The organism is Pseudoalteromonas sp. meg-B1, assembly GCF_003173795.1.
GTDB classification, from domain to species: domain Bacteria; phylum Pseudomonadota; class Gammaproteobacteria; order Enterobacterales; family Alteromonadaceae; genus Pseudoalteromonas; species Pseudoalteromonas undina.
Genome location: NZ_QGQU01000007.1, coordinates 30,539 through 55,174 on the forward strand (window position 1 = coordinate 30,539; position 24,636 = coordinate 55,174).

22 protein-coding genes are annotated in these 24,636 nt (G+C 40.5%); 8 read left to right on the forward strand and 14 right to left on the reverse strand.

The window, feature by feature from the left end; genetic code table 11:
• Positions 1-2 precede the first annotated feature (2 nt).
• Both DK924_RS17235 and DK924_RS17240 read right to left on the reverse strand, forming a co-directional pair.
• On the reverse strand, positions 3-668 hold the full coding sequence (locus DK924_RS17235; RefSeq protein ID WP_109875763.1) for a cell envelope integrity protein TolA: 666 nt from the start codon (positions 666-668) through the stop codon (positions 3-5).
• Positions 669-763: 95 nt separating this feature from the next.
• Positions 764-1,396: an OmpA family protein gene (locus DK924_RS17240; protein ID WP_010392457.1), complete on the reverse strand. Its 633-nt coding sequence runs from the start codon at positions 1,394-1,396 to the stop codon at positions 764-766.
• A gap of 184 nt (positions 1,397-1,580) precedes the next feature.
• On the opposite strand from DK924_RS17240, the gene chrA reads away from it, so the two are divergent.
• Positions 1,581-2,732, forward strand: coding sequence for a chromate efflux transporter (gene chrA / locus DK924_RS17245; RefSeq protein WP_055012720.1), 1,152 nt, complete (start codon positions 1,581-1,583; stop codon positions 2,730-2,732).
• Here chrA and DK924_RS17250 read toward each other — a convergent pair.
• From DK924_RS17250 to speA, 4 genes are all read right to left on the reverse strand, one after another.
• Positions 2,692-3,951, reverse strand: a complete 1,260-nt coding sequence (locus DK924_RS17250) for a mechanosensitive ion channel family protein (RefSeq protein ID WP_055012721.1) — start codon at positions 3,949-3,951, stop codon at positions 2,692-2,694. The genes chrA and DK924_RS17250 overlap by 41 nt on opposite strands.
• Positions 3,948-4,868, reverse strand: coding sequence for an acetyltransferase (locus tag DK924_RS17255; protein ID WP_109875764.1), 921 nt, complete (start codon positions 4,866-4,868; stop codon positions 3,948-3,950). The genes DK924_RS17250 and DK924_RS17255 overlap by 4 nt, the downstream gene beginning before the upstream one ends.
• Before the next feature lie 17 nt (positions 4,869-4,885).
• The gene (locus tag DK924_RS17260; protein ID WP_075170797.1) at positions 4,886-5,758 is read right to left on the reverse strand and encodes an acyltransferase; all 873 of its coding nucleotides are present in this window, start codon (positions 5,756-5,758) and stop codon (positions 4,886-4,888) included.
• A gap of 61 nt (positions 5,759-5,819) precedes the next feature.
• Entirely contained in the window at positions 5,820-7,700 is a 1,881-nt protein-coding gene (gene speA / locus DK924_RS17265; protein WP_109875765.1) for a biosynthetic arginine decarboxylase, read from the reverse strand.
• A 198-nt stretch (positions 7,701-7,898) separates the two neighbouring features.
• Between speA and speE the strand changes: the two genes are divergently transcribed.
• Positions 7,899-8,762 (forward strand): polyamine aminopropyltransferase, encoded by an 864-nt coding sequence (gene speE, locus DK924_RS17270; RefSeq protein WP_075170798.1) that lies wholly within the window; start codon positions 7,899-7,901, stop codon positions 8,760-8,762.
• Positions 8,763-8,827: 65 nt separating this feature from the next.
• Here the strand turns inward: speE and DK924_RS17275 are convergent, their stop codons facing one another.
• Both DK924_RS17275 and DK924_RS17280 read right to left on the reverse strand, forming a co-directional pair.
• Entirely contained in the window at positions 8,828-10,066 is a 1,239-nt protein-coding gene (locus tag DK924_RS17275; protein WP_010392442.1) for a hypothetical protein, read from the reverse strand.
• On the reverse strand, positions 10,044-10,670 hold the full coding sequence (locus DK924_RS17280) for a methylamine utilization protein (protein ID WP_109875766.1): 627 nt from the start codon (positions 10,668-10,670) through the stop codon (positions 10,044-10,046). Before DK924_RS17280 ends, DK924_RS17275 begins: the two co-directional genes overlap by 23 nt.
• A 174-nt stretch (positions 10,671-10,844) precedes the next feature.
• Here DK924_RS17280 and DK924_RS17285 point away from each other — a divergent pair, with 174 nt between their 5' ends.
• Positions 10,845-12,887 (forward strand): glycoside hydrolase family 97 protein, encoded by a 2,043-nt coding sequence (locus tag DK924_RS17285; RefSeq protein ID WP_109875767.1) that lies wholly within the window; start codon positions 10,845-10,847, stop codon positions 12,885-12,887.
• Positions 12,888-12,947: 60 nt separating this feature from the next.
• Here the strand turns inward: DK924_RS17285 and envZ are convergent, their stop codons facing one another.
• Entirely contained in the window at positions 12,948-14,261 is a 1,314-nt protein-coding gene (gene envZ, locus DK924_RS17290) for a two-component system sensor histidine kinase EnvZ (RefSeq protein WP_054202834.1), read from the reverse strand.
• A gap of 5 nt (positions 14,262-14,266) precedes the next feature.
• Positions 14,267-14,986: a two-component system response regulator OmpR gene (gene ompR, locus DK924_RS17295; protein ID WP_010392434.1), complete on the reverse strand. Its 720-nt coding sequence runs from the start codon at positions 14,984-14,986 to the stop codon at positions 14,267-14,269.
• Positions 14,987-15,169: 183 nt separating this feature from the next.
• Here ompR and greB point away from each other — a divergent pair, with 183 nt between their 5' ends.
• The 4 genes from greB (at position 15,170) to DK924_RS17315 (ending at position 19,193) form a co-directional block, all read left to right on the forward strand.
• Complete coding sequence (greB, locus tag DK924_RS17300; RefSeq protein ID WP_010392431.1) at positions 15,170-15,643, forward strand: transcription elongation factor GreB; 474 nt, start codon at positions 15,170-15,172, stop codon at positions 15,641-15,643.
• Between the two features lie 124 nt (positions 15,644-15,767).
• Positions 15,768-16,073 carry a hypothetical protein gene (locus tag DK924_RS17305; RefSeq protein WP_010392429.1) on the forward strand — a complete coding sequence of 102 codons (306 nt, stop codon included), beginning with the start codon at positions 15,768-15,770 and terminating at the stop codon, positions 16,071-16,073.
• A 60-nt stretch (positions 16,074-16,133) separates the two neighbouring features.
• Positions 16,134-16,712, forward strand: a complete 579-nt coding sequence (locus tag DK924_RS17310; protein WP_010392427.1) for a CBS domain-containing protein — start codon at positions 16,134-16,136, stop codon at positions 16,710-16,712.
• Positions 16,713-16,868: 156 nt separating this feature from the next.
• On the forward strand, positions 16,869-19,193 hold the full coding sequence (locus tag DK924_RS17315; protein ID WP_109875768.1) for a Tex family protein: 2,325 nt from the start codon (positions 16,869-16,871) through the stop codon (positions 19,191-19,193).
• A gap of 62 nt (positions 19,194-19,255) precedes the next feature.
• On the opposite strand, the gene DK924_RS17320 is transcribed toward DK924_RS17315, so the two are convergent.
• The 3 genes from DK924_RS17320 to bioH form a co-directional block, all read right to left on the reverse strand.
• Positions 19,256-20,113: a putative metalloprotease CJM1_0395 family protein gene (locus tag DK924_RS17320; RefSeq protein WP_109875769.1), complete on the reverse strand. Its 858-nt coding sequence runs from the start codon at positions 20,111-20,113 to the stop codon at positions 19,256-19,258.
• A 6-nt stretch (positions 20,114-20,119) separates the two neighbouring features.
• On the reverse strand, positions 20,120-20,428 hold the full coding sequence (locus DK924_RS17325; protein ID WP_008112879.1) for a hypothetical protein: 309 nt from the start codon (positions 20,426-20,428) through the stop codon (positions 20,120-20,122).
• Between the two features lie 92 nt (positions 20,429-20,520).
• On the reverse strand, positions 20,521-21,258 hold the full coding sequence (gene bioH / locus DK924_RS17330; protein WP_055012733.1) for a pimeloyl-ACP methyl ester esterase BioH: 738 nt from the start codon (positions 21,256-21,258) through the stop codon (positions 20,521-20,523).
• Positions 21,259-21,333: 75 nt separating this feature from the next.
• On the opposite strand from bioH, the gene DK924_RS17335 reads away from it, so the two are divergent.
• A complete protein-coding gene (locus DK924_RS17335; protein WP_055012734.1) occupies positions 21,334-22,011 on the forward strand; it encodes a ComF family protein in 678 nt (225 codons plus the stop codon).
• A gap of 6 nt (positions 22,012-22,017) precedes the next feature.
• Here DK924_RS17335 and DK924_RS17340 read toward each other — a convergent pair whose 3' ends face one another.
• Positions 22,018-24,567, reverse strand: coding sequence for a M14 metallopeptidase family protein (locus DK924_RS17340; RefSeq protein ID WP_181388788.1), 2,550 nt, complete (start codon positions 24,565-24,567; stop codon positions 22,018-22,020).
• Positions 24,568-24,636: the final 69 nt, after the last annotated feature.

Genomic DNA, 24,636 nt, shown 5'->3' on the forward strand with positions numbered 1-24,636 from the left:
TGCTACTTCTTTTTAAGCCATTTATTCATTGCGGTATCGTAAGCCTCAGTTAGCTTAGTTTTATCGCACTTTACACCAGCTATGTAACTATCGGGCAAGTCATTTTTTGGCATAACCCCAGCACCAACGGATACCTTTCTAAAACAGCTATCACCTCGTCGATAAGTGGTAAATTGCATATTTTTCTGCTCTATTTTTAATAGTGGCTTTACCTTGCCTGCATGCTCTTTTGAAACTGTAATACGCTTTTTCTGAGGGTCACTCTTTGCAGTATCAGAATAGCCAGTTTGTTGCTGTAAAATACTGTTGAGTCCTTTGTTTAAATCGATCTTTTTATAAGGCTTTAAAATTACAGGCTGAGTATTTTTCGTGGTGGTATTTAGCGGCTTAGTCGTTTTCTCTGTTTTTTTATAATTAATATTTAGTGGTTTTGATTGGGTTGCATTAATAAGCTCAATAGATTTAATCTCTGTATTTTTATTTGTATGAGCGCGTTGTTGAGGGACTTGTTGTATTGCTTTAATTTTGGCAGGCACACTTACCATATAAGCTTTAATTGGGGTTGATTGTGGCGGCTTTATTTTAGGTGCTTTTAATGAGGCAACAAAAAACAAAACTAATCCATGTAAACATACCGATAAAATAATTGCCGTGCGCCACGCTGCCATAAATATGTCCTTATCGAAGAACTATTTGTGACAGCTAACGCAGGCAAAAGTGCCATTAAAATATACAAAACCACGCATTTGCGCGGTTTTAGCTATTAACCTTGTGTATTAGGCACTATTTGAATTTCGACGCGGCGGTTTTGCGCGCGACCATTCGCGGTATCGTTAGTGGCAATTGGGCGTGATTCACCAAAGCCGCTCGTGCTTACTCGTGCAGCCATAATTTGTTGGTTTACCAAGTAATTTTTTACACTTTGTGCACGCTGCTCTGAAAGAGTCATATTGTAACTATCTTTGCCCGTGCTGTCGGTGTGACCTTCAACACTTAAGTAGGTTTTTTCGTATTTATTCATTACACTTGCTATCGCATTTAGAGTGTCATGAAAGCCCGATGAAATATAAGATTGATCAGTCGCAAACGTAATATTAGATGGCATCACTAAGCGTAAGTTATCACCTTCACGTACCACTTCAACTCCCGAACCTGCTAGTTCGTCACGAAAAGCAGCCTCTTGTTTATCCATGTAATCACCTACAGCTGCACCCGCTAGCGCACCAATAGCTGCACCAATAAAAATACGTTTATCTTTGTGGTTACCTGTAGCTTTACCTAAAATTCCCCCTGCTGCAGCACCAATGGCGGCGCCTTTACCCGTGTTATTCATTTCACAGCCAGAAAGTAATACAGCAACGACAGTGACACTTAAAAGTGATTTAGTTAACATCATGGTAATTTCCTATTCATTTAGAGTTTATTATTGCGATTATGCAAACATTTGTATGAACCAAAAATGAAGAGTAACGTAAAACACGTATTATTACTTACCTCATACGGACTAATGATAGCGTTTCATAAAAATGTCATACTTATTTGTGACACTTTAATGATTTATCAAAAAGGCGATGGCCACTATGTTAATTGCGATTTTTAGGCAGTTTTTTTTGCTTGGCTGCATGAGTTTTGGCGGCCCTGCCGCCCATTTAGGTTACTTTAAACATCACTTTGTTGATTCGCTGCGCTGGTTAAGTATCAGTCGCTATTCACAGCTAATAAGCCTCAGCCAAGCTCTGCCTGGCCCTGGTTCTAGTCAGGTTAGCTTTGCAATTGGAGTAGAGCGTGCAGGTGTACTCGGTGGTATCACCGCATTTATTGGTTTTACCTTGCCTTCTTTTTTAATAATGACACTGCTTGCTATTAGTGCTCACCAATTTGACGCCGTTTATTTTGCTGTGATCACCGGATTGAAGCTATTTGCCGTAGTAATTGTTGCCGATGCGACCCTTAGTATGGCCAAAAGCTTTTGCAGCAATCTAATCCTTAAGCTAATTGCAGTTATAAGCACCCTAGCTCTTGTTCTACTGCCGATGTTAAGTACACAAATTATTATTTTACTGATTGCGGCCGCAGTCGGCGCTATCTGGCCACTCTTAAAATTAAGTGATTTATCACAGCAAACTAGCAGTGAACAGGGAAAAGTTAACTGGGTTGCACTTAGTTTATTTGCGCTACTGCTTGGAGTTAGCTTTATTCCAATAGGACAAGAATTTGCGTTATTTGCGCCTTTTTACCAAGCTGGTGCTATGGTATTTGGTGGCGGGCATGTTGTATTGCCAGTACTTCAAGCGGGTGTGCCAACGTTAAGTGATGATCAATTTTTAACGGCTTACGCCAGTGCTCAGGCTATACCTGGGCCTATGTTTACAATAGCCACCTACTTAGGCGCGCAGCTAAATACCGAGCAGCCAATAATGGGCGCAATCATAGCTACATTATTGATATTTACCCCAGGGTTTTTACTGATGTTGGCATTTCAGAAAAGCTGGATTAATTTAGCCAGTAAGCCACGCTTTGCCAGCTCAATTGCCGCGCTTAATGCCGCTGTGGTTGGTTTTTTAGCTGCAGCATTGTATTCGCCCATTTGGACTTCAGCTATTAATAATGTGTGGCATATTGCATTAGTGATTGCTGCATTTGCGTGGCTACGTATGAAAAAGCCACCTATTTGGTGGCTATTATTGCTCTTTATTGGTGTTGGCCTTGGACAGCATTATTGGGCACTTTAATACTAGGTTTGCCCGCCATATTCACCCCGTCAGCTGGGCTTAACTGCCCACTGACACTTTGATAAGCACGCAGTCCAAACACCGGTAATACGGCCAGTAAATGGTCCATAATTTCAGCTTGTAAGTGCTCGTACGATATCCAACGTTTGTCTTCACTAAAGCAGTAAAACTCAATCGGTAGGCCATGGTTAAGCGGTTGTAGTTCACGCACCATAAGTGTGAGCGAGGTATTGATTTTACTGTGTTGCTTTAAGTAACCCTCTGCATAGCGACGAAATAACCCTAAGTTAGACACCGGATCGGGAAGTGTGCCTAGTCGAATATATTCTTGCAGTGGTATTGCCGCTTCTATTTGCGCTTTAAAGTCATCATCAACTAAAAAGATGCTGTTCATATCAATGTTTAAAGAACGTTTAATACGTCGCCCACCAGACTCCTGCATACCGCGCCAATTTTTAAATGAACCGGCCACCAGCATATAAGTGGGTATAGTCGTTATGGTGTTATCCCAGTTACGCACTTTTACAGTATTAAGTCCTAAATCAATTACTTCGCCATCGGCGCCGTAGTTATCTACTTGGATCCAGTCCCCATAGGTCACTAAACGATTAGCGGCAATTTGAATGCTGGCGACAAAACCTAATATGGTGTCTTTAAATACTAATAAAGTAACAGCGGCGATCGCACCAAAACCCGATAAAATATAAGTCGGCGATTTTTCAAGCACAATACTAACAATTAATATTGAACACACAATAAAGGTGATCAGCTTCACTACTTGAATTAGCCCTTGAATAGGCACTTCGCGGGCAAAGTCTAGTTGGTTATAAATAGCGCCAGCAATGCTCACTATGCTGCTAATAATAAAACCTATATAAATAATTAATAATGCTTGGCCAATGGTTTTAAGGATCTCTTGGGCAATTTCATTAACGGGATAAACACTATCAAATGTGGCTAAAAAAAGTACACAACATAACAAACAGGCAATTCGTTTATTGAGCTTAGTTAACATAGGTGACAATGAACCAATACGCTCAGGCGAGAGTTTAGTCACCACCTTTTGAATACCCGGTAACATTAAGCGACGGGTAAATAAGTAAACAAATAATAAAGAAAGGATGCCAATGGATGAGGCAGTGATTGCACTGAGAAAAAAAGCATCGGGGACTTTTTCAAACCAAGGAGTAATTAGCTCCTGTAGGTGTGTTTTGGTCATGGTATTTCAATTTCCTTACTGGGAGTTAATTCAGTACTAGCTTGCTGAATATGAAGAGCGCTTAATTGCTTATCTTTTTTTATCCATAAATTATTTAAATATTGCTGAAACTCGGCTCTAAATGCGTGATCTGTTTGGTAACTGCCAATCATTTGTGTATTTATCGGCACCACCTCAATTGTAATATTAATAGACTCCAACTCGCCTTTTAAAATATTACGACACACATGATCTGACTTACCGCTATACACTAAACTAGTGTTAAGCATAGCGTCAAATTGCTCGTTTAAAACTTCTAAGGCAAAAGCAGTTCCACCAGCCTTAGGCTTTAATAAATGCTGAAAAGGACTTTGTTGATGCTTATGCTTTTGCGCTGTAAAACGCGTACCTTCTACAAAGTTCACTATGGTTGTAGGATGATGACGAAAGTTACGGCAACTGCGCTTAGTACGCTCGACATCTAAGCCTTTTAAATTGGGATTTTTTGCCAATTGCGCTTTGGTCACCCGTTTCATAAAGGGCATACCCATTGCCCACGCACCAGTGCCTATAAATGGCACGTACTTAAGCTCATCTTTTAAAAAAAACTTAGGGGCTGGCAATGCATCCAACGAGCTTAATACTGCAATATCAAGCCAGCTAATATGATTACTGATTAGCAAATACCAACTATTAGCATTCACCCCCCCACTAATATTAACTTTAATGTCATTACAGCCTAGCCATAGCCCTAAGCGGTTACCTTTACACCACCCCTTGTACGCACTGTGTAATAATTTACTTACTACGGGTATGGGCAAAACCAATTTAACTAACCCTAAGATAAGTACTAATGCGCCAAATATTATTAAATTAGCAAATAAAACACAGCCAACAATTAAGCCATTTAACCAATTAGGTAACCATTTTTTTAGCATAACTGTTAGCTCATTTTTTATTTTTGTTTTAAATTAACGAGCGTCTGGTTCTTTTCTTCCCACACGCGATTTAATTCACTTTGAAAACGTACTCTAAAGTCAGGATCATTAGTGTAATCACCAATTAAGTCCTCACTAACGCCTTTTACTTCAACATGTACATCAATGTGTTTTACTTTACCGGCTGCAAAATCCATAAAAGTAGGAATGCCCTCAGGGTAATGAATAGTGACATTTACCACCTTAGAAATTTGCTCACCCATAGCTTGCATTACAAACGCCACACCACCCGCTTTCGGTTTAAGTAAGTGAGGAAACGGGCTATTTTGGCGCGCATGCTTTTGCGCTGTAAAACGCGTACCTTCAACAAAGTTAACCACACTAACCGGCATTTCTTTAAATTTTTCACACGCTTTACGGGTAGTTTCTAAATCTTTACCACGCAATTTAGGATTCTTTTTTAATTGGCTTTTACTGGTGCGGGTCATAAAAGGAAAGTCGAGCGCCCACCAACACAAACCTAAAACAGGTACGTAAATAAGCTCTTTTTTCAAAAAGAAGTTTAAAAAAGGTATTTTGCGGTTAAATACTCGCTGTAACACTAAAATATCCACCCAGCTTTGGTGGTTCGCAATAACTAGGTACCAATCTTTTAATTTAAGCTCTTCAAGGCCGGTTACATTTAGCTTTGTTGGCGTTAATAACGTTTGATTTAAGGTGTTAAACGTCACCCAAATAGAGGCACATTGCTTGGCTGTCCAGCTCATTAATTTTTGCAGCCCCTTAATTGGGATTAGCTTAACGATGCCACAAATAAAAATAGGTACAAACCAAAAAAGAGTGTTTATTGTGTAAAAGAAAATACTAAATACACTGCGAATAACTGACATTACTTCTATTCCTTTAAACATCGCGCAGCCACAAATGACCGCGCTGAACTATGCAACTAAATTAATCTTCAAAATAGGTGTAGCCTTCAAGCCCTGCATTAAGCTCGGCTAAGTAACCTTCTTTACAGTGCTCTGATACATCAAGTTCGTTAATTTGAGTGGCAAAGTTATCAGCTAATAACTCGCTATCATAATCAACAAATTTTAATACATCCTTAACGCTGTCACCTTTAATGGCATTGGTTAATACATATCCTTGCTCATTAAGCTCAACATGAACTGAATCGGTATCACCAAATAAGTTATGTAAATCACCTAAAATCTCTTGGTATGCCCCTACCATAAACATCGCAATATGATACTGCTGACCTTGTGTATATTCAGGAATAGGTAAACTGGTTTCAATTCCTGCACCTTCAACGTACTCACGTATTTGCCCGTCAGAATCACAAGTAATGTCTTGGATAATAGCGCGCTGAGTAAGCGGCTGCGTTAGGTTTTCGATGGGCATAACCGGAAATAACTGCTGAATGCCCCACACATCAGGTAACGACTGAAATAATGAAAAATTCACAAACAGTTTATCGGCTAGTTTTTCGTTTAAATCATCCAGCACTTCGCGGTGAGCTCGTGCATTAGAGCTTAATGAAGCTCGAACGCGATGTAAAATAGTAAAGTAAAGCTGCTCTATTTTCGCCCACTCTAGCATGCTCACTAAACCATGTACGTATTGATCGTGTGCTTCACTAAATAAGTGCATTGCATCATGATAAATCTCTAATGCCATACGCGGGTTCAAACGTTGTAAACACTGCCACATTTCATCCAATACTAAGGCACTGTTTTTAACAGGTGGTTCTGGGTTTAAATGATTTGGCGCTTTTTCAACATCAATCACATCGGTAATAAGCACCGCATGATGTGCAGTAAGAGCACGGCCAGATTCGGTAATAATTGCAGGGTGAGCTAAGTTATGTTGGTCGCACACCTCGGCAAATGCATTTACTACATTACGCGCATATTCTTCGACTGTGTAGTTCATTGAGCAAGCACTACGTGAGCCTGAACCTTCGTAGTCAACGCCAAGCCCGCCACCTACATCAACAGTATTGAGCGGTACACCGTATTGAGTTAATTCAGCAAAATGGCGAGCACATTCGCGCAAAGCACGATGAATATCGCGAATATTGGCAATTTGAGAACCAATATGAAAATGTACCATTTGCATTAAATGCAACTTGTTATGTTGCTTGAGCACTTCCACTGCACTGAGTACTTGTCCTGCAGTTAAGCCAAACTTACCTTTTTCACCACCGGTATTTTGCCATTTACCTTTACCAACCGAATTTAAGCGAATGCGAATACCAATAGCAGGCTCAATACCTAAATTATCAATTTCTTCCAGCAGTGTGGTTAGCTCAGAGAGTTTTTCAACCACAATTTTAACGCTGTGCCCCATTGCTTGACCAATACAGGCTAAACGTAAAAACTCACTGTCTTTGTAGCCGTTACATACAATTGTAATAGGCTCTTTTGCTACACCTAAAATTGCCATTAGTTCAGGTTTAGAACCGGCTTCAAGCCCCACTAAACCACTTGGGTGTGCTAAAAGCTTACTTACTACAGAACGCTGTTGATTTACTTTTATAGGGTAAACACAGGTGTATTTACCATTATATTCACGGTTGCTACGCGCTTGAGTAAACGCATTGGTGAGCGTATCTACACGGTTTTTTAAAATATCGGTAAAGCGCACCAATACTGGTAAGGTTAATCCTTGCTGTTTAAATTGCTCAGTAAGCTGACTTAAAGAAATGGCAGGTTTTGTTTGGTCGCCATCCGGATAGGCTATCAATTCACCTTGTGCGTTAATATCAAAATAACCATCGCTCCAATGAGCAACATTGTATGTAGCACGTGCTGTTTCTAAACCCCAAGTCATGGCAACTCTTCTTTATTAAATTAGGTGTAAAGGGGCATTTTAATACGTCACTATCTGCTAAGCTAACAAAAATTGAACTTTCCCCTCTTTATAGCTAACTTTATTCGCTAAAGAGCGTAAAATTTGATTGAGCAATAGGCCAAGCACTGGCAGAATTGCCTCCTTTTTTCATACTCAACCAAAAGTGTAACAACAACTATGGCAAATTTAGATCAAAGTAAGTGGTTTACTGAAATTAGCGACCGCGATGGCAGCGCATTTTCATTACGTATTAACAAAAAGTTAGATGAAAAACAGTCTCCTTTTCAAAAAGTAGAAATGTTTGAAACCACAGACTTTGGTAATTTAATGATCATTGATGGTTGCACTATGGTGAGTAGCCGTGAAAACTTTTTTTATCATGAAATGATCAGCCACCCAGCATTACTAGCACACCCAAACCCTAAAAATGTGGTTATTATTGGCGGCGGCGATTGCGGTACATTACGTGAAGTACTCAAGCACCCAAGTGTAGAAACTGTGACACAAATCGATATTGACGAAGTAGTTACCCAAATGTCGTTAAAGTACTTCCCAGAGTTATGTGAATCAAATAACGATCCACGTGCCACTGTGATGTTTGACGATGGCATTAAATATATGCGCGAAGCAGCTGGTGAGTCTATTGATGTGGTGATTGTTGATGGAACTGATCCGGTAGGCCCTGGTGAGGGTTTATTTAACCATGCGTTTTATACTAGCTGTTTAAACGCACTTCGCCCTGGTGGAATACTCGTACAACAAAGCGAATCGCCATTAATGCATATGCCACTTCTGGTTGAAATGCGCGAAGCTATGCTAAGTGTTGGTTTTAAAGACTTGCAAACTCTTCCATTCCCACAACCTATTTATCCAAGTGGGTTGTGGTCGGTGACGCTAGCTCGTAAATCTGAAGCATTTAACGGTTTTAGAGAAGACGGCGCAGCCATAATTGCTGAGCATAGTGAATACTACAATGGCGGCATTCATCACGGTGCACTCGCAACACCTAATTACATGAAACGCGCTTTTGACAAAAAATAAAAAGCCATTAATACAAAGTAGGGCTCACAAGAGCCCTTATCTGTTTCAATTTGTTATTCTTCCAACTAAAACCGAAACTGAGCATTTAATGCTATTTGCTGCTGCGATATTCTCGATGCTTTATTCATAGCTACTCGGTTATCTGCTTGGCTATGAAGCGCTGACCCCTCAACACCTATTTGCCATTGTGGTGTAAGCTGATAACGCCAAGTTGCTGTTAGTCCCTCGCCATGACTAGCATTAGGGTCAAACTTCCAATCGTCTTTGTCTGTCACCTCAAAATAATCGTAACGTACTGAGAAACGGTGGCGTTTTATTTTATGACTCAATAATGCAAAATGACTATAAAATCGAGTATCAACGCCGCGGTTTTGACCCATAGCCGTACCACCCGACATTATTTGGATAATTAATCGTGTTTTCGGTGTAAATTTATTTAGCCATGCGACACTTAAAAATCGAGTATCCCAGGCATATTGACCCGTATTATAATTAAGAGCGCCAGGGTCACCATTGTTATCATAGTAGTACACTCGCAACTGAGACTTTTTTAAATAATCCCAATGTCCACCAACGTAATAACCAAATCGCCCATCGACCTCTTCAAACGGTAAAACTTGGTTTGCTTGAAATTGTAACTGTGGAGTATTTAAAGACGCAACAGGCGCAAAAGCGAGAGCCTCATTAAGTGTTGTTTGGCGATCATGCAAAGCAAAGCCTCGCCAAGCGAGTAATGTCCCCGCAGGATCGTTACCTTTAAATGTCGCACCAACCAAACTAAAACTATGGGCACTATTAAAATTACGGGCTGGGCGTTTAATTGTTGCTTCAACACCTAGCGTTCGCAGCTCTTCACCTACCCAAGAGTTAATTGCCGAATTGGTATAGTTATATGCAGATAACCAGCCCATATCAGGGTTTTCTAATGACAATTGTGGATAAAAGCCACCCACTTTAATATGCCATTTATAATCACTGCGAACTAAAGGTTTATATTGCAGATAAGCCTGACTAACCCCCAAGGTACTTTTTGGGTCTTGATATAAATTAACTACAGCATGGGCAGACCAACTAGAACTTATATCTGCACTTAAATCAATAATTCCCTGAGATAAAACCACACCTTGATTAGCCGCATCATGGCGATATAAACCAATTCCACCCTCTTGCCAGCTTAGTTGTGAATCAGCTTGCACTGCCCTTACTTGCAGCAAACCTTTAACTTGTGCGTTGGCTGAAAAAACACTCAACAAGCAAATAACAACGGCTAAGCCCAATAGACTATTCATAATCGTCAAACTCATCAACTTCAACCCTAATAGGCAAAGTTAGTTTTTGTTTTAACTGATAACTTAATTTATTGTTAGTTATAACAACTTTTTGCGACTCTATTTTGCTAATATCTCTAAAGCCTTCATGCCAAACATTTAGTTTATAGGCTCCATTTGGGATATCGAACGATGCTACTCCTTGCTCATTGGTGATTGCATAATATGGGCTATCCACAACAACAATGTAACCCAACATCCAATCATGAATATTACAACCAAGCTCCACAACTCCTGTTTGTTCAAATGTAATTGGATCTTGTGGTTGTTCTCGATAAAGCTTTAATTCAAATGTTTTGCTTTTAGAAAATGAATACACGTGATGCATTATCGAGTCAGCGTTAGGAAATTCAACTTGGCTGTTTTTTTCAACGACTAAGATATGTGGTGTAAATTGGCGATTTTTTTGTGTCATAGTGAAAAGTGATTTATTTATATTCACGCCAGAGGCTTGATCTGGAGCTAACCAAACAACAACATTTTCTTGAACTTTTTGGTTGTTATTATAAACAGTAACCGTTGCTGCACTACTCTTAAAAACAATGATACAACCTAAAATAGCGAGTAAAATTTTCAGCATATTTTCTTCTTGTTAAATTCTTTTTATTTATTATAGAACTAATTACATAAAGTTTTGCAGATTAATTAACACACTCTTTTTTAGCTAATTAATTGAATACGTATGCAGCTATCTCGTAATAGTGTGTTCATCACTTTATGCTCATAACCTACGGTTTGACATCAAGGACACACAATGAGATTACCTTTACTACTAGTTGCTTTACTTGCAAGCAGTGCTTTTGCAAAAGAAGCCACGCTGAGATCACCTGATCAAAAAATTAAAATTACCATTTCTGATCAATCATCATCCCCTCATTACTCTATTAGCTTTAATGGTAAGCCTGTTATTGAGCAGTCACGCTTAGGTTTTAGGTTTAAAAGCCAAGCACCATTTGATGACGGCTTTGTTATTAGTGAAGTAACTCGTTCACAAACCGATAGCCAATGGCAGCAACCTTGGGGAGAGCGTCAAACCGTTGTTGATAAGCACAATGAAATTGCCGTTACCTTCAATAAACCTGCGCCCCACGCTGGCACATACACTGTACGATTTAAAGCCTTTGATAGCGGTGTAGGGTTTCGCTATGAAGTCCCTAAACAAGTCGGTTTTGAAAAAACTGAAATTACTAAAGAACTGACCGAATTTGCGATTGCCGCAAAAGATAAAGCCACCGCATGGTGGATACCGGCTCGCGGTTGGAACCGTTATGAATATGTCTATAACACCACAAACTTGCAAGATGCTGCACTCGCTCATACCCCTTTTACCTTTAAAAATGGTAACGGTGTACATGTCAGCATTCATGAAGCAGCTCTGGTAGATTATGCAGGGATGGTGCTTAACCAGCGTCGCCCAGGTACGTTTAGTGCCGATTTAACACCGTGGTCTGATGGCATTGCGGTTAAGAAGCGCGGCGCATTCAATACTCCTTGGCGCACCATTCAAATAGGTGAGCGAGCGATAGACTTAGTTAATTCAGATATTATTTTAAACCTGAATGAGCCAAATAAACTCGGTGATGTGTCGTGGGTTAAACCAGGTAAATATATAGGTATTTGGTGGGGAATGCACATCAATGAAACCACTTGGGGCAGTGGAGAAAAACACGGTGCCACCACAAAAAATACTAAATACTATATGGACTTTGCCGCTGAGTATGGCTTTGACGGCGTATTAGTTGAAGGTTGGAACACAGGTTGGGATGGCGACTGGTTTTATAATGGCGATGTATTTAGCTTTACTCAGCCTTATGACGATTTCGATATTGCAGCGCTTACACAGTACGGTAAAGAGAAAGGGGTGCAGTTAATTGGTCATCATGAAACCTCTGGCAATGTTAGTAATTATCGCGACCAAATGGAAGATGCTTTTGCGCTTTATGAAAAATCAAATGTAAGCCAAATAAAAACTGGTTATGTGGCCGATGGTGGCAATATAAAACGCATAGATGAAAACGGCATTGCCCGCTTTGAATGGCATGACGGCCAATTTATGGTAAATGAATACTTACATAACATTAAACTTGCCGCTAAATACAAGCTAAGCATCAACACACATGAACCAATAAAAGACACGGGTCTGCGCCGCACTTACCCTAACTGGATTGCCCGTGAAGGTGCGCGTGGTCAAGAGTTTAACGCATGGGGCACACCACCCAATCCACCAGAACACATTCCCATGCTTGCCTTTACGCGTATGCTGGCAGGACCAATGGACTTTACCCCTGGTATTTTTGATATGAGCTTTAATGGCTTAGGGGACGACACAAATCGCCCACAAACAACACTAGCAAAGCAATTAGCATTGTATGTAGTAATGTACAGCCCAATTCAAATGGCGGCCGATTTACCACGGAATTATTTAGCTAAACCCGATGCTTTTCAGTTCATTCAAGACGTACCGACCGATTGGCAGCAAAGTATTGCGCTTGATGGCGAAGTAGGCGACTTTATTGTATTTGCACGCAAAGAGCGCAAGCGCGATAACTATTCAGGTAACGATTGGTACTTAGGTGCAGTTACCGACGAAAATGCCCGCACCATTGAGATTAAACTCGACTTTTTAGATAAAGATAAACAGTTTGAAGCGCAAATCTACCAAGACGGTAAAAACGCTGAATGGAAGAACAATCCTTATGATTTAAGCATTGAAAAACGCACTGTTACCGCAAGCGATAAGCTAACATTAAAATTGGCCACCAGTGGCGGTACAGCCATTCGTTTTAAAGCCCTCTAGTAGTTAATCTGAACTCTAGATAATAAATTAACGCTATCTGCAACCATGCAGATAGCGTTATTAGCTTGGATTAGTAACCTTTATTGGTAGGTATATTTGCGCACTTAAACCACCTTCAGGGCGATTAGAGAGCACCACCTTGCCGCCATGCATATCGATAATACGCTTAATAATTGCAAGGCCTAGGCCGCTACCTTCACTACCGCGAGCTGCATCACCTTGTTTAAACGGCTCAAACACAGACTCCAACTCGCTTTCAGGAATACCCGGACCACTATCGTTGACCGCAATAACCACATATTTTTTATTGGAATTAAAATAACTGAGTACTTCAATATCACCCTCTGAGTAGCGTAGTGCATTTTCTATCATATTGGTCACTACTCGCTTAATCGCGACACTACTTATGGGAATTTTTCCAATATTAGGATTCGGTTTAAACGTGATCGCACGTTGATGCTTAAGCTCACTTTGTACGACTTCACCAAGGAGCGCATTAATATCTTCGCAGGTTTGTTCTTCACGTTTATGATGGCGTAAATATTCGATAAATTGATCGATAATGCCATTCATATCTTCAATATCGTAAATAATGCCTTCACGTAAATAATCATCTTCATCAACCATCATTTCTGTGGCTAAACGAATACGCGTAAGCGGTGTGCGTAAATCATGAGAAACACCGGCCATAAGTAATCGACGGTCGTTTTCAAGGGCAGCAATACCTCGCGACATTTGATTAAAGGCGCGCGTTACCTCAATAACCTCACTCGACCCTTGCTCTTGTAACTTGGTACTAAAGTCGCCTACCCCTACTTTTATCGCAGCTTGTTGTAATGCTTTTAGTGGTCGGTTCAAATGCCTGGCAAATAACCAACCTCCTAGTACACTTAAAAAGCCGATACTAGAAAGATAAAAGGTTAAAAACTCAAGGTTACTTTCTTTAAATCCGGTGAGCGGCACTTTGACCCAATAACCCGGCGCCTGCGGGGCTTCTACCCAATAAATAAGCGGATCAGTTTGACTAATGCGCACCCGAGAAAAGCCATTTAATTGCTCAGACATACTACGCGATAGCCCAGAATACTCACGACTTTGGCCTAAACCATTACGCATAGCTTCACGCTGAGTCATTACTTCAATGCCGGTTATTTCAAAAAACTTCTCAGAGACTTCATCGGTGACTTCAACGCCATCTTCCCAATCAATAAACACGGTTTTAATTTGCTTAGCCAGCATTAAATTAACTTGTTCAATGGTGGGTTTAACTACATATAAACTTACCGTGACGTAGGAAACTATTTGGTTAATAAGCAGCAAAGCGGCAACCAAAAATACGGTTTGTCCAAACGCACTACGCGGAAACATTCCCATAATGATTACTTTTCACCGTCAGGAACAAATACATAACCTAAACCCCATACCGTTTGAATATAGCGTGGGTTAGCGGCATCGACTTCGATCATTCTACGAAGACGTGATACTTGAACATCAATACTGCGCTCAAGCGCACTGTAGTCTCGCCCTCTAGCTAAGTTCATTAATTTATCACGACTTAATGGCTCACGCGGGTGAGACACTAACGCTTTTAACACCGCAAATTCACCACTGGTGAGTGACACCGTGTTATCGCCTTCACTCATTTCGCGGGTGGCTAAATTTAGGGTAAATTTACCAAACGCAATTAAGTTCTCCTCAGCTGAAGGCGCCCCTGGTACTTCTTTTGATTGGCGACGTAAAATGGCTTTTATGCGCGCTAATAGCTCGCGAGGATTAAACGGTTTCGGAATATAATCGTCAGCGCCGAGTTCTAGGCCAATAATGCGGTCTACTTCATCGCCTTTGGCGGTCAGCATAACAATAGGGATTTGGTTTTCTTTTTGGCGTAAACGTCTGCAAATAGAAAGCCCATCTTCGCCGGGCAGCATTAAATCAAGCACCATTAGATGAAAGTTTTCACGCTCAATTAGTCTATCCATTTGCTCTGAATCAGCAGCTGTTCTCACAATAAACCCTTGCTCTACCAAATAACGTTCCAGCAAACTACGCAAACGTTTATCGTCATCAACCACCAATACTTTTACTGTCTCTTGTCCCATAATCTGTTGCTTATTTTTATAATTTATTAATCGTTAATATAAATGAAAAACTTAATAATAAAAAACTAATTAAGTGCTTAGATTGTTACTGAACATTTCAAATTCATTGATAGCTATTTTATCTCGACAAGCTGCCTTTATTTTAATACCTTGCCACTCATGAAGATTAAACAAGAACTCAGCGTGAAAACAAACTTAATTACTCGCGAAGGTTATTTACAATTGCAGCAAGAACATGATCATCTTTGGAATGAAAAACGTCCAGAAGTGACTAAAATTGTGAGTTGGGCTGCTAGCCTAGGTGATCGCTCTGAAAACGCAGACTATCAGTACAACAAACGTTTACTACGTCAAATTGACCGTCGTGTTCGCTATTTACGAAAACGCATCCCCGATTTAAAGATTGTTGACTACTCACCCGTACAAGACGGCAAAGTTTTTTTTGGAGCGTGGGTAGAAATAGAAAACGAGGCCGGTGAGTGTAAAAATTTTAGAATTGTCGGCCCCGATGAAATTTATGATCGCAACGACTATATTTCTATCGATTCACCAATGGCTCGAGCGCTATTAAAAAAACAAGTAGACGATGATTTTGAGGTCATGACTCCGCAAGGTGCTAAGCAGTGGTACGTAAATAACATTACCTATCAAAAATGACAGCGCTTAGTTTTGATTCAGATCATATTAACTTTTTATTGTTTATATTATCTGAGTAAGCTATAACTAAAGTTACTCAAGTAATGTTGTATTAACTTGAGAGTAGTTAATTAAGGTCACCATTATGTCAAACATAACAGCGCGCATATTACAAAATGCCCTCGTGTTTGCACTCTTTATGAGTGTGAGTTTGACATTACATGGCGCACCTAAAAATAACAAACTTGATGCTGGTTTTGCTCCAGCTGAATTTATTGTTTGTGACTCCCCTGACCAAGCAAACCTCGACACCGATTTAGATTCTCATGTTGGTGTTATTGCGCTTAGAGAAATCCAACCACTTCCTTTAGCGTTTTTCTTTCATTATGAAAGTCGATTTTTAGCCACTGCCTACAGTCATGCAAACCCGCGAGCGCCACCCGTTATTTAATTTAATAACTTGCTTTTAAACATTATTAAATTTGTATAACTATTTATTTAGGTGGATATTATGTCTAACTTTAAAGAACTCCGTACCCAAGATATTTCTCATGGCACTATTGCTGATACTTTTACTAATGAGGCTGTGATTGATTTAACCTCTCCAGCAACACGTATAGTAACTAGCTTTACTCAAACAAGTCCTATGCGCGCAGCGTTTGATACAACCATTGAACAAGCATCAAAACAACTAAATACTCAGCCTTCTGATTTTATTTTAGTAACTGATGAGCATCAAAAGCTAATTGGTATTGTCGCAAGTGCAGATTTACAAAGCTCAAAAATCATGATTTTATCGCAGCGTTTAGGCTTGCCTCGTAGTGAAATTAGCTTACGCTATTTAATGACACCGCTGAGTAACTTAATGGGTGTAAGTATGAAAAGCTTAAGCTACTCATGTATCGGTGATGCACTGCAAACTATGGAACATCATGGTGCTATGTTTATATTAGTTACTGCGGCTAATAATGAAATAAGTGGTTTAATTTCAGCACGCGATATAGCACGTAAGCTGCAAATTCCTGTTCATATTAGCCCAATAGCGCACACATTTAGTGAAGTACTCGAAAGTGTAGAGCACCCTCACTAAATCCGCTTTTTATTGCCCCAGCAATGGCATCTTAAAGCAAGTAAAATAGCTTGCTTTAAGAGCTTTTTATTACCCTCCCCTGTGATATTATTCAAGACATTGACGCATCAGTTAACTTTTTAGCTGGTCTTATTTTTTGTATTAAAAGGTTTTTGCATGAGCGATATCTCTGCACGTTTAGCAACGGAGCTAAATGCACAGCAGCAACAAGTGGTTGCAGCAACAAAGTTACTTGATGAAGGCGCAACCGTCCCCTTTATTGCCCGTTACAGAAAAGAAGTGACCGGTGGATTAGATGACACCCAACTACGCCTTCTAGAACAACGTTTATCTTATTTACGTGAACTTGAAGAGCGTCGTGGTTTTATCCTGTCGACGATAGAATCACAAAATAAGCTTAGTGCTGAATTAGCGGCTGATATTAAAGCTGCACAAAGTAAAACCGAACTAGAAGACTTATATTTGCCTTATAAAGCAAAGCGCCGCACTAAAGGTCAAATAGCTATTGAAGCTGGTTTAAAACCGCTAGCTGATGCATTATTTAACGATCCAATGCTTGACCCAGACGCTGAGGCTGCAAAATTTATTAATGCCGAAAAAGCGATTGTCGATACTAAAGCAGCGCTTGATGGTGCTAAGTTTATTTTGATGGAGCGCTTTGCTGAAGACGCTAAATTACTCGCTAAATTTAGAAGTCATATTAGTCAAAATGGAGCGATTGAAAGCAAACTTATTGATGGTCAAGAACAAGCGGGGGCTAAATACCGAGACTACTTTGAACATCAAGAACCATTAAAAAAAGTCCCCTCGCATCGTGCATTAGCCATGCTAAGAGCACGTAATGAAGGTATTTTACAGTTAACTATTAATCCTGAGCCGAGCGCTGAAAACCCAGCGCAATTGTGTGCACAAATGATCAGCGATCATTACCGCCTAGATATTAAAAACAAACCTGCCAGCGCTTGGTTATTAACTGTAGTGCAATGGGCGTGGAAAATTAAGCTTGGATTACATTTAGAAAATGAATTTTTAGCCGCAATGCGTGAAAAAGCCGAAACCGGTGCCATTGATGTATTTGCTAAAAACTTAAAAGACTTATTAATGGCAGCCCCTGCTGGCCCTCGCACTACGTTAGGCTTAGATCCTGGTTTACGTACCGGTTGTAAAATTGCCGTGGTTGATAGCACAGGTAAGCTGCTTGCTACCCAAACGATTTTCCCACATGCACCACAAAATCATTGGGATAAATCATTACGCACGCTCGAGCAATTATGTCGCCAGCATAAAGTTGAGCTCATTGCGATTGGTAACGGTACCGCTTCTCGCGAATCAGATAAACTAGTTGGCGAGCTTATCAAAGCCAATACTGAGCTTAAACTAAATAAAATCATGGTCAGTGAGGCCGGCGCTTCGGTTTACTCTGCTTCTGAATTCGCTGCTAATGAATTTCCAGATTTAGATGTATCTTTACGTGGTGCCGTGTCTATTGCACGTCGCCTTCAAGATCCATTGGCTGAGCTGGTTAAAATAGAGCCTAAGTCTATTGGTGTAGGCCAATATCAACATGATGTATCACAAAGCCAACTAGGACAAAGCCTAATCTCAGTGGTAGAAGACTGTGTAAACAGTGTGGGTGTTGATTTAAATATGGCTTCTGTACCTTTGCTTGCACGTGTTTCTGGTTTAAACAAAACCTTAGCGCAAAATATTGTAAGCTACCGTGATACAAATGGGTCATTTACAAAACGTAGTCAGTTGAAAAAAGTAGAGCGTTTAGGGCCAAAAGCATTTGAACAAGCAGCCGGCTTTTTACGCATTAACAATGGCAGCGATCCACTAGACAACTCATCAGTTCACCCTGAAGCATACCCTATCGTTAAGCGTATTTGTGAGCACAATCAGGTAGACGTAAATAACCTCATTGGTAACAAAGAGTTTTTAAATAAGCTCGCTGCAAATGACTATATTGACGATAAATTTGGTCTGCCTACCGTGACCGATATTATTAGCGAGCTTGATAAGCCGGGTCGCGATCCACGCCCTGAATTTAAAACCGCTGAATTTAAAGCAGGCGTTGAAAAAATTAGTGATTTAAAACCAGGAATGATTTTAGAAGGCGTGGTATCGAACGTAGCTAATTTTGGCGCATTTGTGGATGTTGGCGTACATCAAGATGGACTAGTGCATATTTCGGCTATTACTAATAAGTTTATTTCAGACCCACGAGAAGTAGTTAAAGCTGGTGACATTGTTAAAGTGAAAGTGGTTGAAGTTGACGCTGCACGTAAACGTATTAGCTTTACCATGCGCCTAGATGACGAGATAGACACTAGCAATAAAGCTGCCCCTGCGGCGGTGCAAAAGCCACGTGGCAACAATGCAAACCAATCGCGAGCGCCCAAACCTAAGCGCGATACAGGCAATGCCATGATGGGAAATGCGTTTGCTGATGCCTTTGCAAATGCGAAAGTGAAAAAATAAAATGACCCCATAAAAAAACCGCTTAGGCGGTTTTTTTATGGCTATTAAATATAAAGTTTAGTTTAAATTTGTGCTGAGAATTGGCTTTGAGTCGCAGGTGATGTGGCCAGTTGATAAAAACTAGCAATGCGCCCAGCACGCGCTTCTACTTCAACATCACGCGATTGCTCTTCGCTTTTAGCAGTTTTTACTTCTGAACTTTCACTGTTAGAAAACGACGCACTGACTCTGCTTTTATCTTCGTTGCTATCTTCGTCATCAGCTGAAGCTAACTCAGCTTGTGCTGCGGCTATCTTTTGAGTGGCATCTGCCGCAATTGCCCTATCGGCACCTGAAGGCTCAGCCGGCGCGAGTGCTGCAGCACGTACCGTTTGCATTTTATCAATAGTTGCTTGAGGGTCGCCATTGATAACCCCAACATCTATCGGTACTTCACCACCTACCGCATAGTTAGTACCATCGGGCCCTCTTTGATATTCGTAGCTAGGAGAGCCCGCATATTGTCCACCCACAGCGGCATGCGCTTGCTCATGTGTTCGTACTTCAGTGTCGCGCGCTTTAAGTTCTTTAATTTGCTGTAATTCTTGCTCAAGTTGCAGTTCTTCTTGCTCACTAACTTCTTCTGCAGCTTGTTGTTTTTCTTGCTCGGCATTATCTTGATCGCTATCTGCATTGCCTTCGCGTTGCGCAATCGTTTTATCGTCTGCAATTTTGCCACTCGCATTGTAGGTTGAGCTGTCGCTATTACCTGGCAGTTTGGCTTTTTCTGCATCACTTTGAGCTTTGTTTTCAGTGCTACCTGCGGTGTTTGCAGCGGCTGGGGGAATGACTTCACGTAGCTGGTTGTCACGCCGAGCAGTCTCCGTATAAACATTTGCGGTGTTTATATTAATAGACGGAAACGGCGTGACAATATTCATGAGAAATTACACTTTAATATCAACTAAAGTGCCTAATACGTCATCTGCAGTTTGGATAGATTGCGTGTTTGCCTTAGCATTAAACTCTTCAACTTTTAAGTTTACTAACGCATCATCAATTCGTGCAGGTTGAGATACTGGCGCGGTGACAGCTTCTTCAGGGCGAGCGGCCGTTAATTGACGTTGCTGCGCTAGTTGAGAGTCGTCTTGCTGCTCTATGCTGGCACGATTAATCTCAGCGCTGGCTTTTTCAATTCCTTGGCTGGCTCTATTAAACCCTTCAACACCACTATTGAATACAGATCCTATTGGCATAATAATAAACCTCCAGCAAATAAATATCGTTTAATTATCGCTCAAAAATCACGCAAAATAAAGCTTTAAACCGCAGTAATCATGGCTTTGCTTCAAAGCATTGATTTAACGGCAGATAAAAATTCACTTTTATGAGAAATAAAAGGCGCATGTGATGCTTTGTCTATCACTTCGTACTCAAAGTCAGCATTAAGTGCCACCATTTTCTCAATGGCCCTATAAGGAACGAGAGAGTCTAAGCGCCCAAAAATGCCGCGAATAGTCACTGGGCATTGAGCAAATAATTCGCGTAAGTCTTCATTTTGCAGTATGTCTAGCCCTGCACTTAAAGCCTCGTTATTCGGGGGCGGTGACTGACTCAATAACTGCTTTAACTGTTTTACATCATCGCGAGCCGACTCACTGCCCATTGCCTGAATTGCCAAAAAGCGCTCTATCGTTTTTGAACGCTCTTGCAACAACTGCTCTTTGAACTGTTTTAATACTTTAGGCTTAATGCCAGCCCATGGTAATTGCTCTGCAAAAAAGGGCGTTGAGGCAACTAAAATGACTTTTGATACTTTTTCTGGCCAATGTTTGGCAATATAAATAGCAAACAACCCACCTAAAGACCATCCCATTAGTACCGATTGTGACTTTAACTGCTCACTCACCTGCTTTGCAGCATCGTGTAATGTATATGGGCTTAAAGAGGCGTTATTATCACCATAACCGGGTAAATCCAAACAGCGCACTTTACCTGAATATAAAAACTCTAATTCTGGTTTTATTAACTGCCACACACCTTGGCTCATTCCCCAACCATGTAACAACACACATTCATTTTGCATATTTGCCTAACCTTAACCAAACTTGAGTTCTATGATAGCGCTTTAAAAGGAGTTTGTAATGAGGATCATCAGCGAATGAAACTCAGCCTAAGTGATTGGCTATTCCCCTCTTACTGTGTGTTATGTCAAAGTCAGATTCATAGCTCAATGGGACTGTGTCAATTTTGTTTAGATGACTTGCCATTGCTAGATTTGGCCGAGCATGACAATTTATTTTACCGCCCTGATATTGTAGAAATGTTTCCTAACTGCAACTTTGAAAAGCTGTTTGCCTGTGCTTTTTACCAGCCCCCTTTTGATTTATGGTTAAAGCAGCTTAAATTTAATAATCAAATCCATTATAAAAAAGCACTACAGCAAGTCATAAAAAAACAACTTAGTGTTTTTATGACTAAACACCCTATCGCTGTTGATGCATTTATAATTTTACCTTTACATAAAGCGCGCTTCTTAACGCGTGGGTTTAATCAAGTCACCCAAGTATGGCAGCCCTGTTTAGGGTCAAATAAAGTATTAAATAATGCGTTGCTTCGCCATAAATACACCTCAGCACAATCACAATTAAGCAAAGCTAAAAGAGTTAAAAATTTACAGCAGGCTTTTTCATGCAAAATCAATTTAGAGGGAAAAACGGTAGTAATTATCGATGATATTATGACTACAGGAGCAACTCTTAATGCAGCCACCTTATCGTTAAAAGAAGCCGGCGCTAAACACGTATGGGCATTTACCACGTGCTTAACGCCACTTTAGGGCGTGTTAGTTTCCACTCACGCGAAAGGTGTGACCAAAAAATAAAGCATTACTTAATAATCGGCTGGTACCATACCAGTACCCTCTAAATACAGGGTTATCTGTCATCGCAATAACACTACCTCGACCATAAGAGTGTGCCATTAACGCTGCCCCACCAGCCACTTGCTCTACATTTATTGCATCAGTAAAACCAGCAAGTAGCGGCTGCTGTGTATAGGTAAGTATATTTACAAATGGTGCTTCAGAGGCTTCAAGTAGCCAAGTACTATTTTTAAATACGGGTAGTGTGTCACGCTTAAATGAAAACATTAGTGGGTGAGTTGTATCTACCTTGGTATTAAATATCGCACCTGCAATACGCTGACGACCTGCTAGGTGGTCTTTGTCTGCATACTTTAAACCTTGAGTATCAAATGCACTAGCCACATCTCTACGCGATAAGTAGCTTGCTTTTAATAGCTGTTGATCGGCTAAAAACTTAGCTCCGCCTTTGTGCCCCCAAATAACACCACCTTTCCTTACCCAGCTTTTTATAGCAACTTTATCGGAATCAGATAAAGTAGAATAATTACCATGTGGCAACACAATATGGCTGTAATTACTGAGCTCTAAAGACGCTAAACGCTCCATTTCAACAATGGTTGGCGCTACACCCACAAAACGGTCTAGGTAGTACCACACTTCACCCGCTTCATATTGGCTCACGCCTTTACCACCAACCAATAACACCTTAGGCGCAGAAACCACAGCCATAGAGCGAGACCCTAAATCAGCACCTTTACTAGTTAAACCGGTAGTAATTGGTTTAACTTCAATCCCAAACTGGCTTTGTGCTTGGTTTAACTTTGTCACCCAATTGGTGTCAGTTTGAAGTCCTGCTGGAATAATAATACTACCTGCGTCAAAGTTTACTTCTGCATTGGTTGATACTGCTGTTAATGGTTTTAATGCAACACGAGCTTTAATACCTTGCTGTAACAGACTATTGAGCATTTTGGGAGCTTGCATGTCATTCCATGCAAATCCATAGGCGTAATTTTTAGTCAGTGACGCTAACTCTGGCTGCTTTGGTTTTTGCCAAGCTGTTTTTTCTACCTCTAATCCCCAGCGGCTGTTTACTTTAGCAAATGGTAAATTAAACGCATGCGCTAATGTCCAACCCGACACATCGTAAAAGGTGTTATCGGCAAAGTTTTGTTGCTCACTAAAAATAGCTTTAACTAATCGATATTGTGGTTGCGCAAGCGGCACAAAATAACTATTAGCGGTAAAGTTTTTACCTTCAGCTTTTAGCCCTTCTTTCACTGGGTAGGCATTAATTTGATGTTGTTTAAGTATGCTTAAAAAATCGTTAGTACGGGTATGATCTTCATCTGCTTGAACAATATAGCCCTGATAGTCTTCATCTTTGGCAAGCTCAACTGCTTTGTTATAAAAGTTAGCTTGGTACTCTAGCAAAGCTTGGCGGTTATCAATCGCCGCTTTAAAAGTTGATAAGCTCGTTAACAGTTGGTTTTTAATCGTAAACGCAAAAGTTAGCGGGCCATTGATCGTTTCTTGAATATGGCCACGAGAACTTGCTTGTTCAAATAAAATACCCACACCACCATTTACATCGGGGTAGGTAGAGCCTTTACCATAATAAAAGTCATCAAAGCTTTCTTCGGTGAAGTATAACGCGTTGTTTTCATCTAATGTTTTAGCGTGATAATTTGCAATCGCCTTTGTTAAGCTCACATTTTCTTCAGGGGTAATTGGGTGTTTACGACTTGGGATACCCGGTTGAAAAAAGTAGCTACTATTTGGCCCCATTTCATGAAAGTCAGTTAAAATATTAGGCTTCCAATAATGAAACTTAGCAATCCTTGCGCGCGACTCTGGGTGCTGTAACAGCAACCAATCACGGTTTAAATCAAACCAATAATGGTTTGTTCGACTGCTTGGCCAGCTCTCTACATGCTCTCGGGTTTGCGGATCTGACGATAAGTTCATTCCACGATTACTATTAGCCCAATTTGCGAAACGTGCTAAGCCGTCAGGGTTAAGCGACGGGTCGAGTAAAATAACCGTGTTGTTAAGTAGCTCATTTATTTCATCCCCTTGCGCTGCCGCTAAATAATAAGCGACTAGTAAAGCTGCATTACTACCTGATGATTCATTCCCATGAACACTGTAACCCATCCATACAACACTTGGCTGCTCCGCTGTTTTATTGTTTGAATTATTTAGGCGAGCTAAGTGCGCTTGGCGAGTTTTTTCTATATTTTTTAATTTGTTAGCTGCAGTAATCGTTAGCATAACTAACGGGCGCTGCTCATGAGTACGACCTATTACTTCAAAATTAATTCGATCGCTTTTTTGAGCTAAAATTTCCATGTAGCGAACAAGTTGGTCATGTCTCACATGCCACTCACCCACTTGATAACCCAGCACCTCTTGTGGTGTTGGTATGGTAGAATCGAATTCAACCTGTTGCTCAAAATAATAAGACAGGGGCTTTGCCATACTTGAAAAACTGGCCAGCACCACCATTATTGTTAATATGAAGCGCATATAAATCACTCTAAAAATGTTTGTTAATTGCACGCTACCATTGCTTAAAATAGATGCCAACTTTTTACG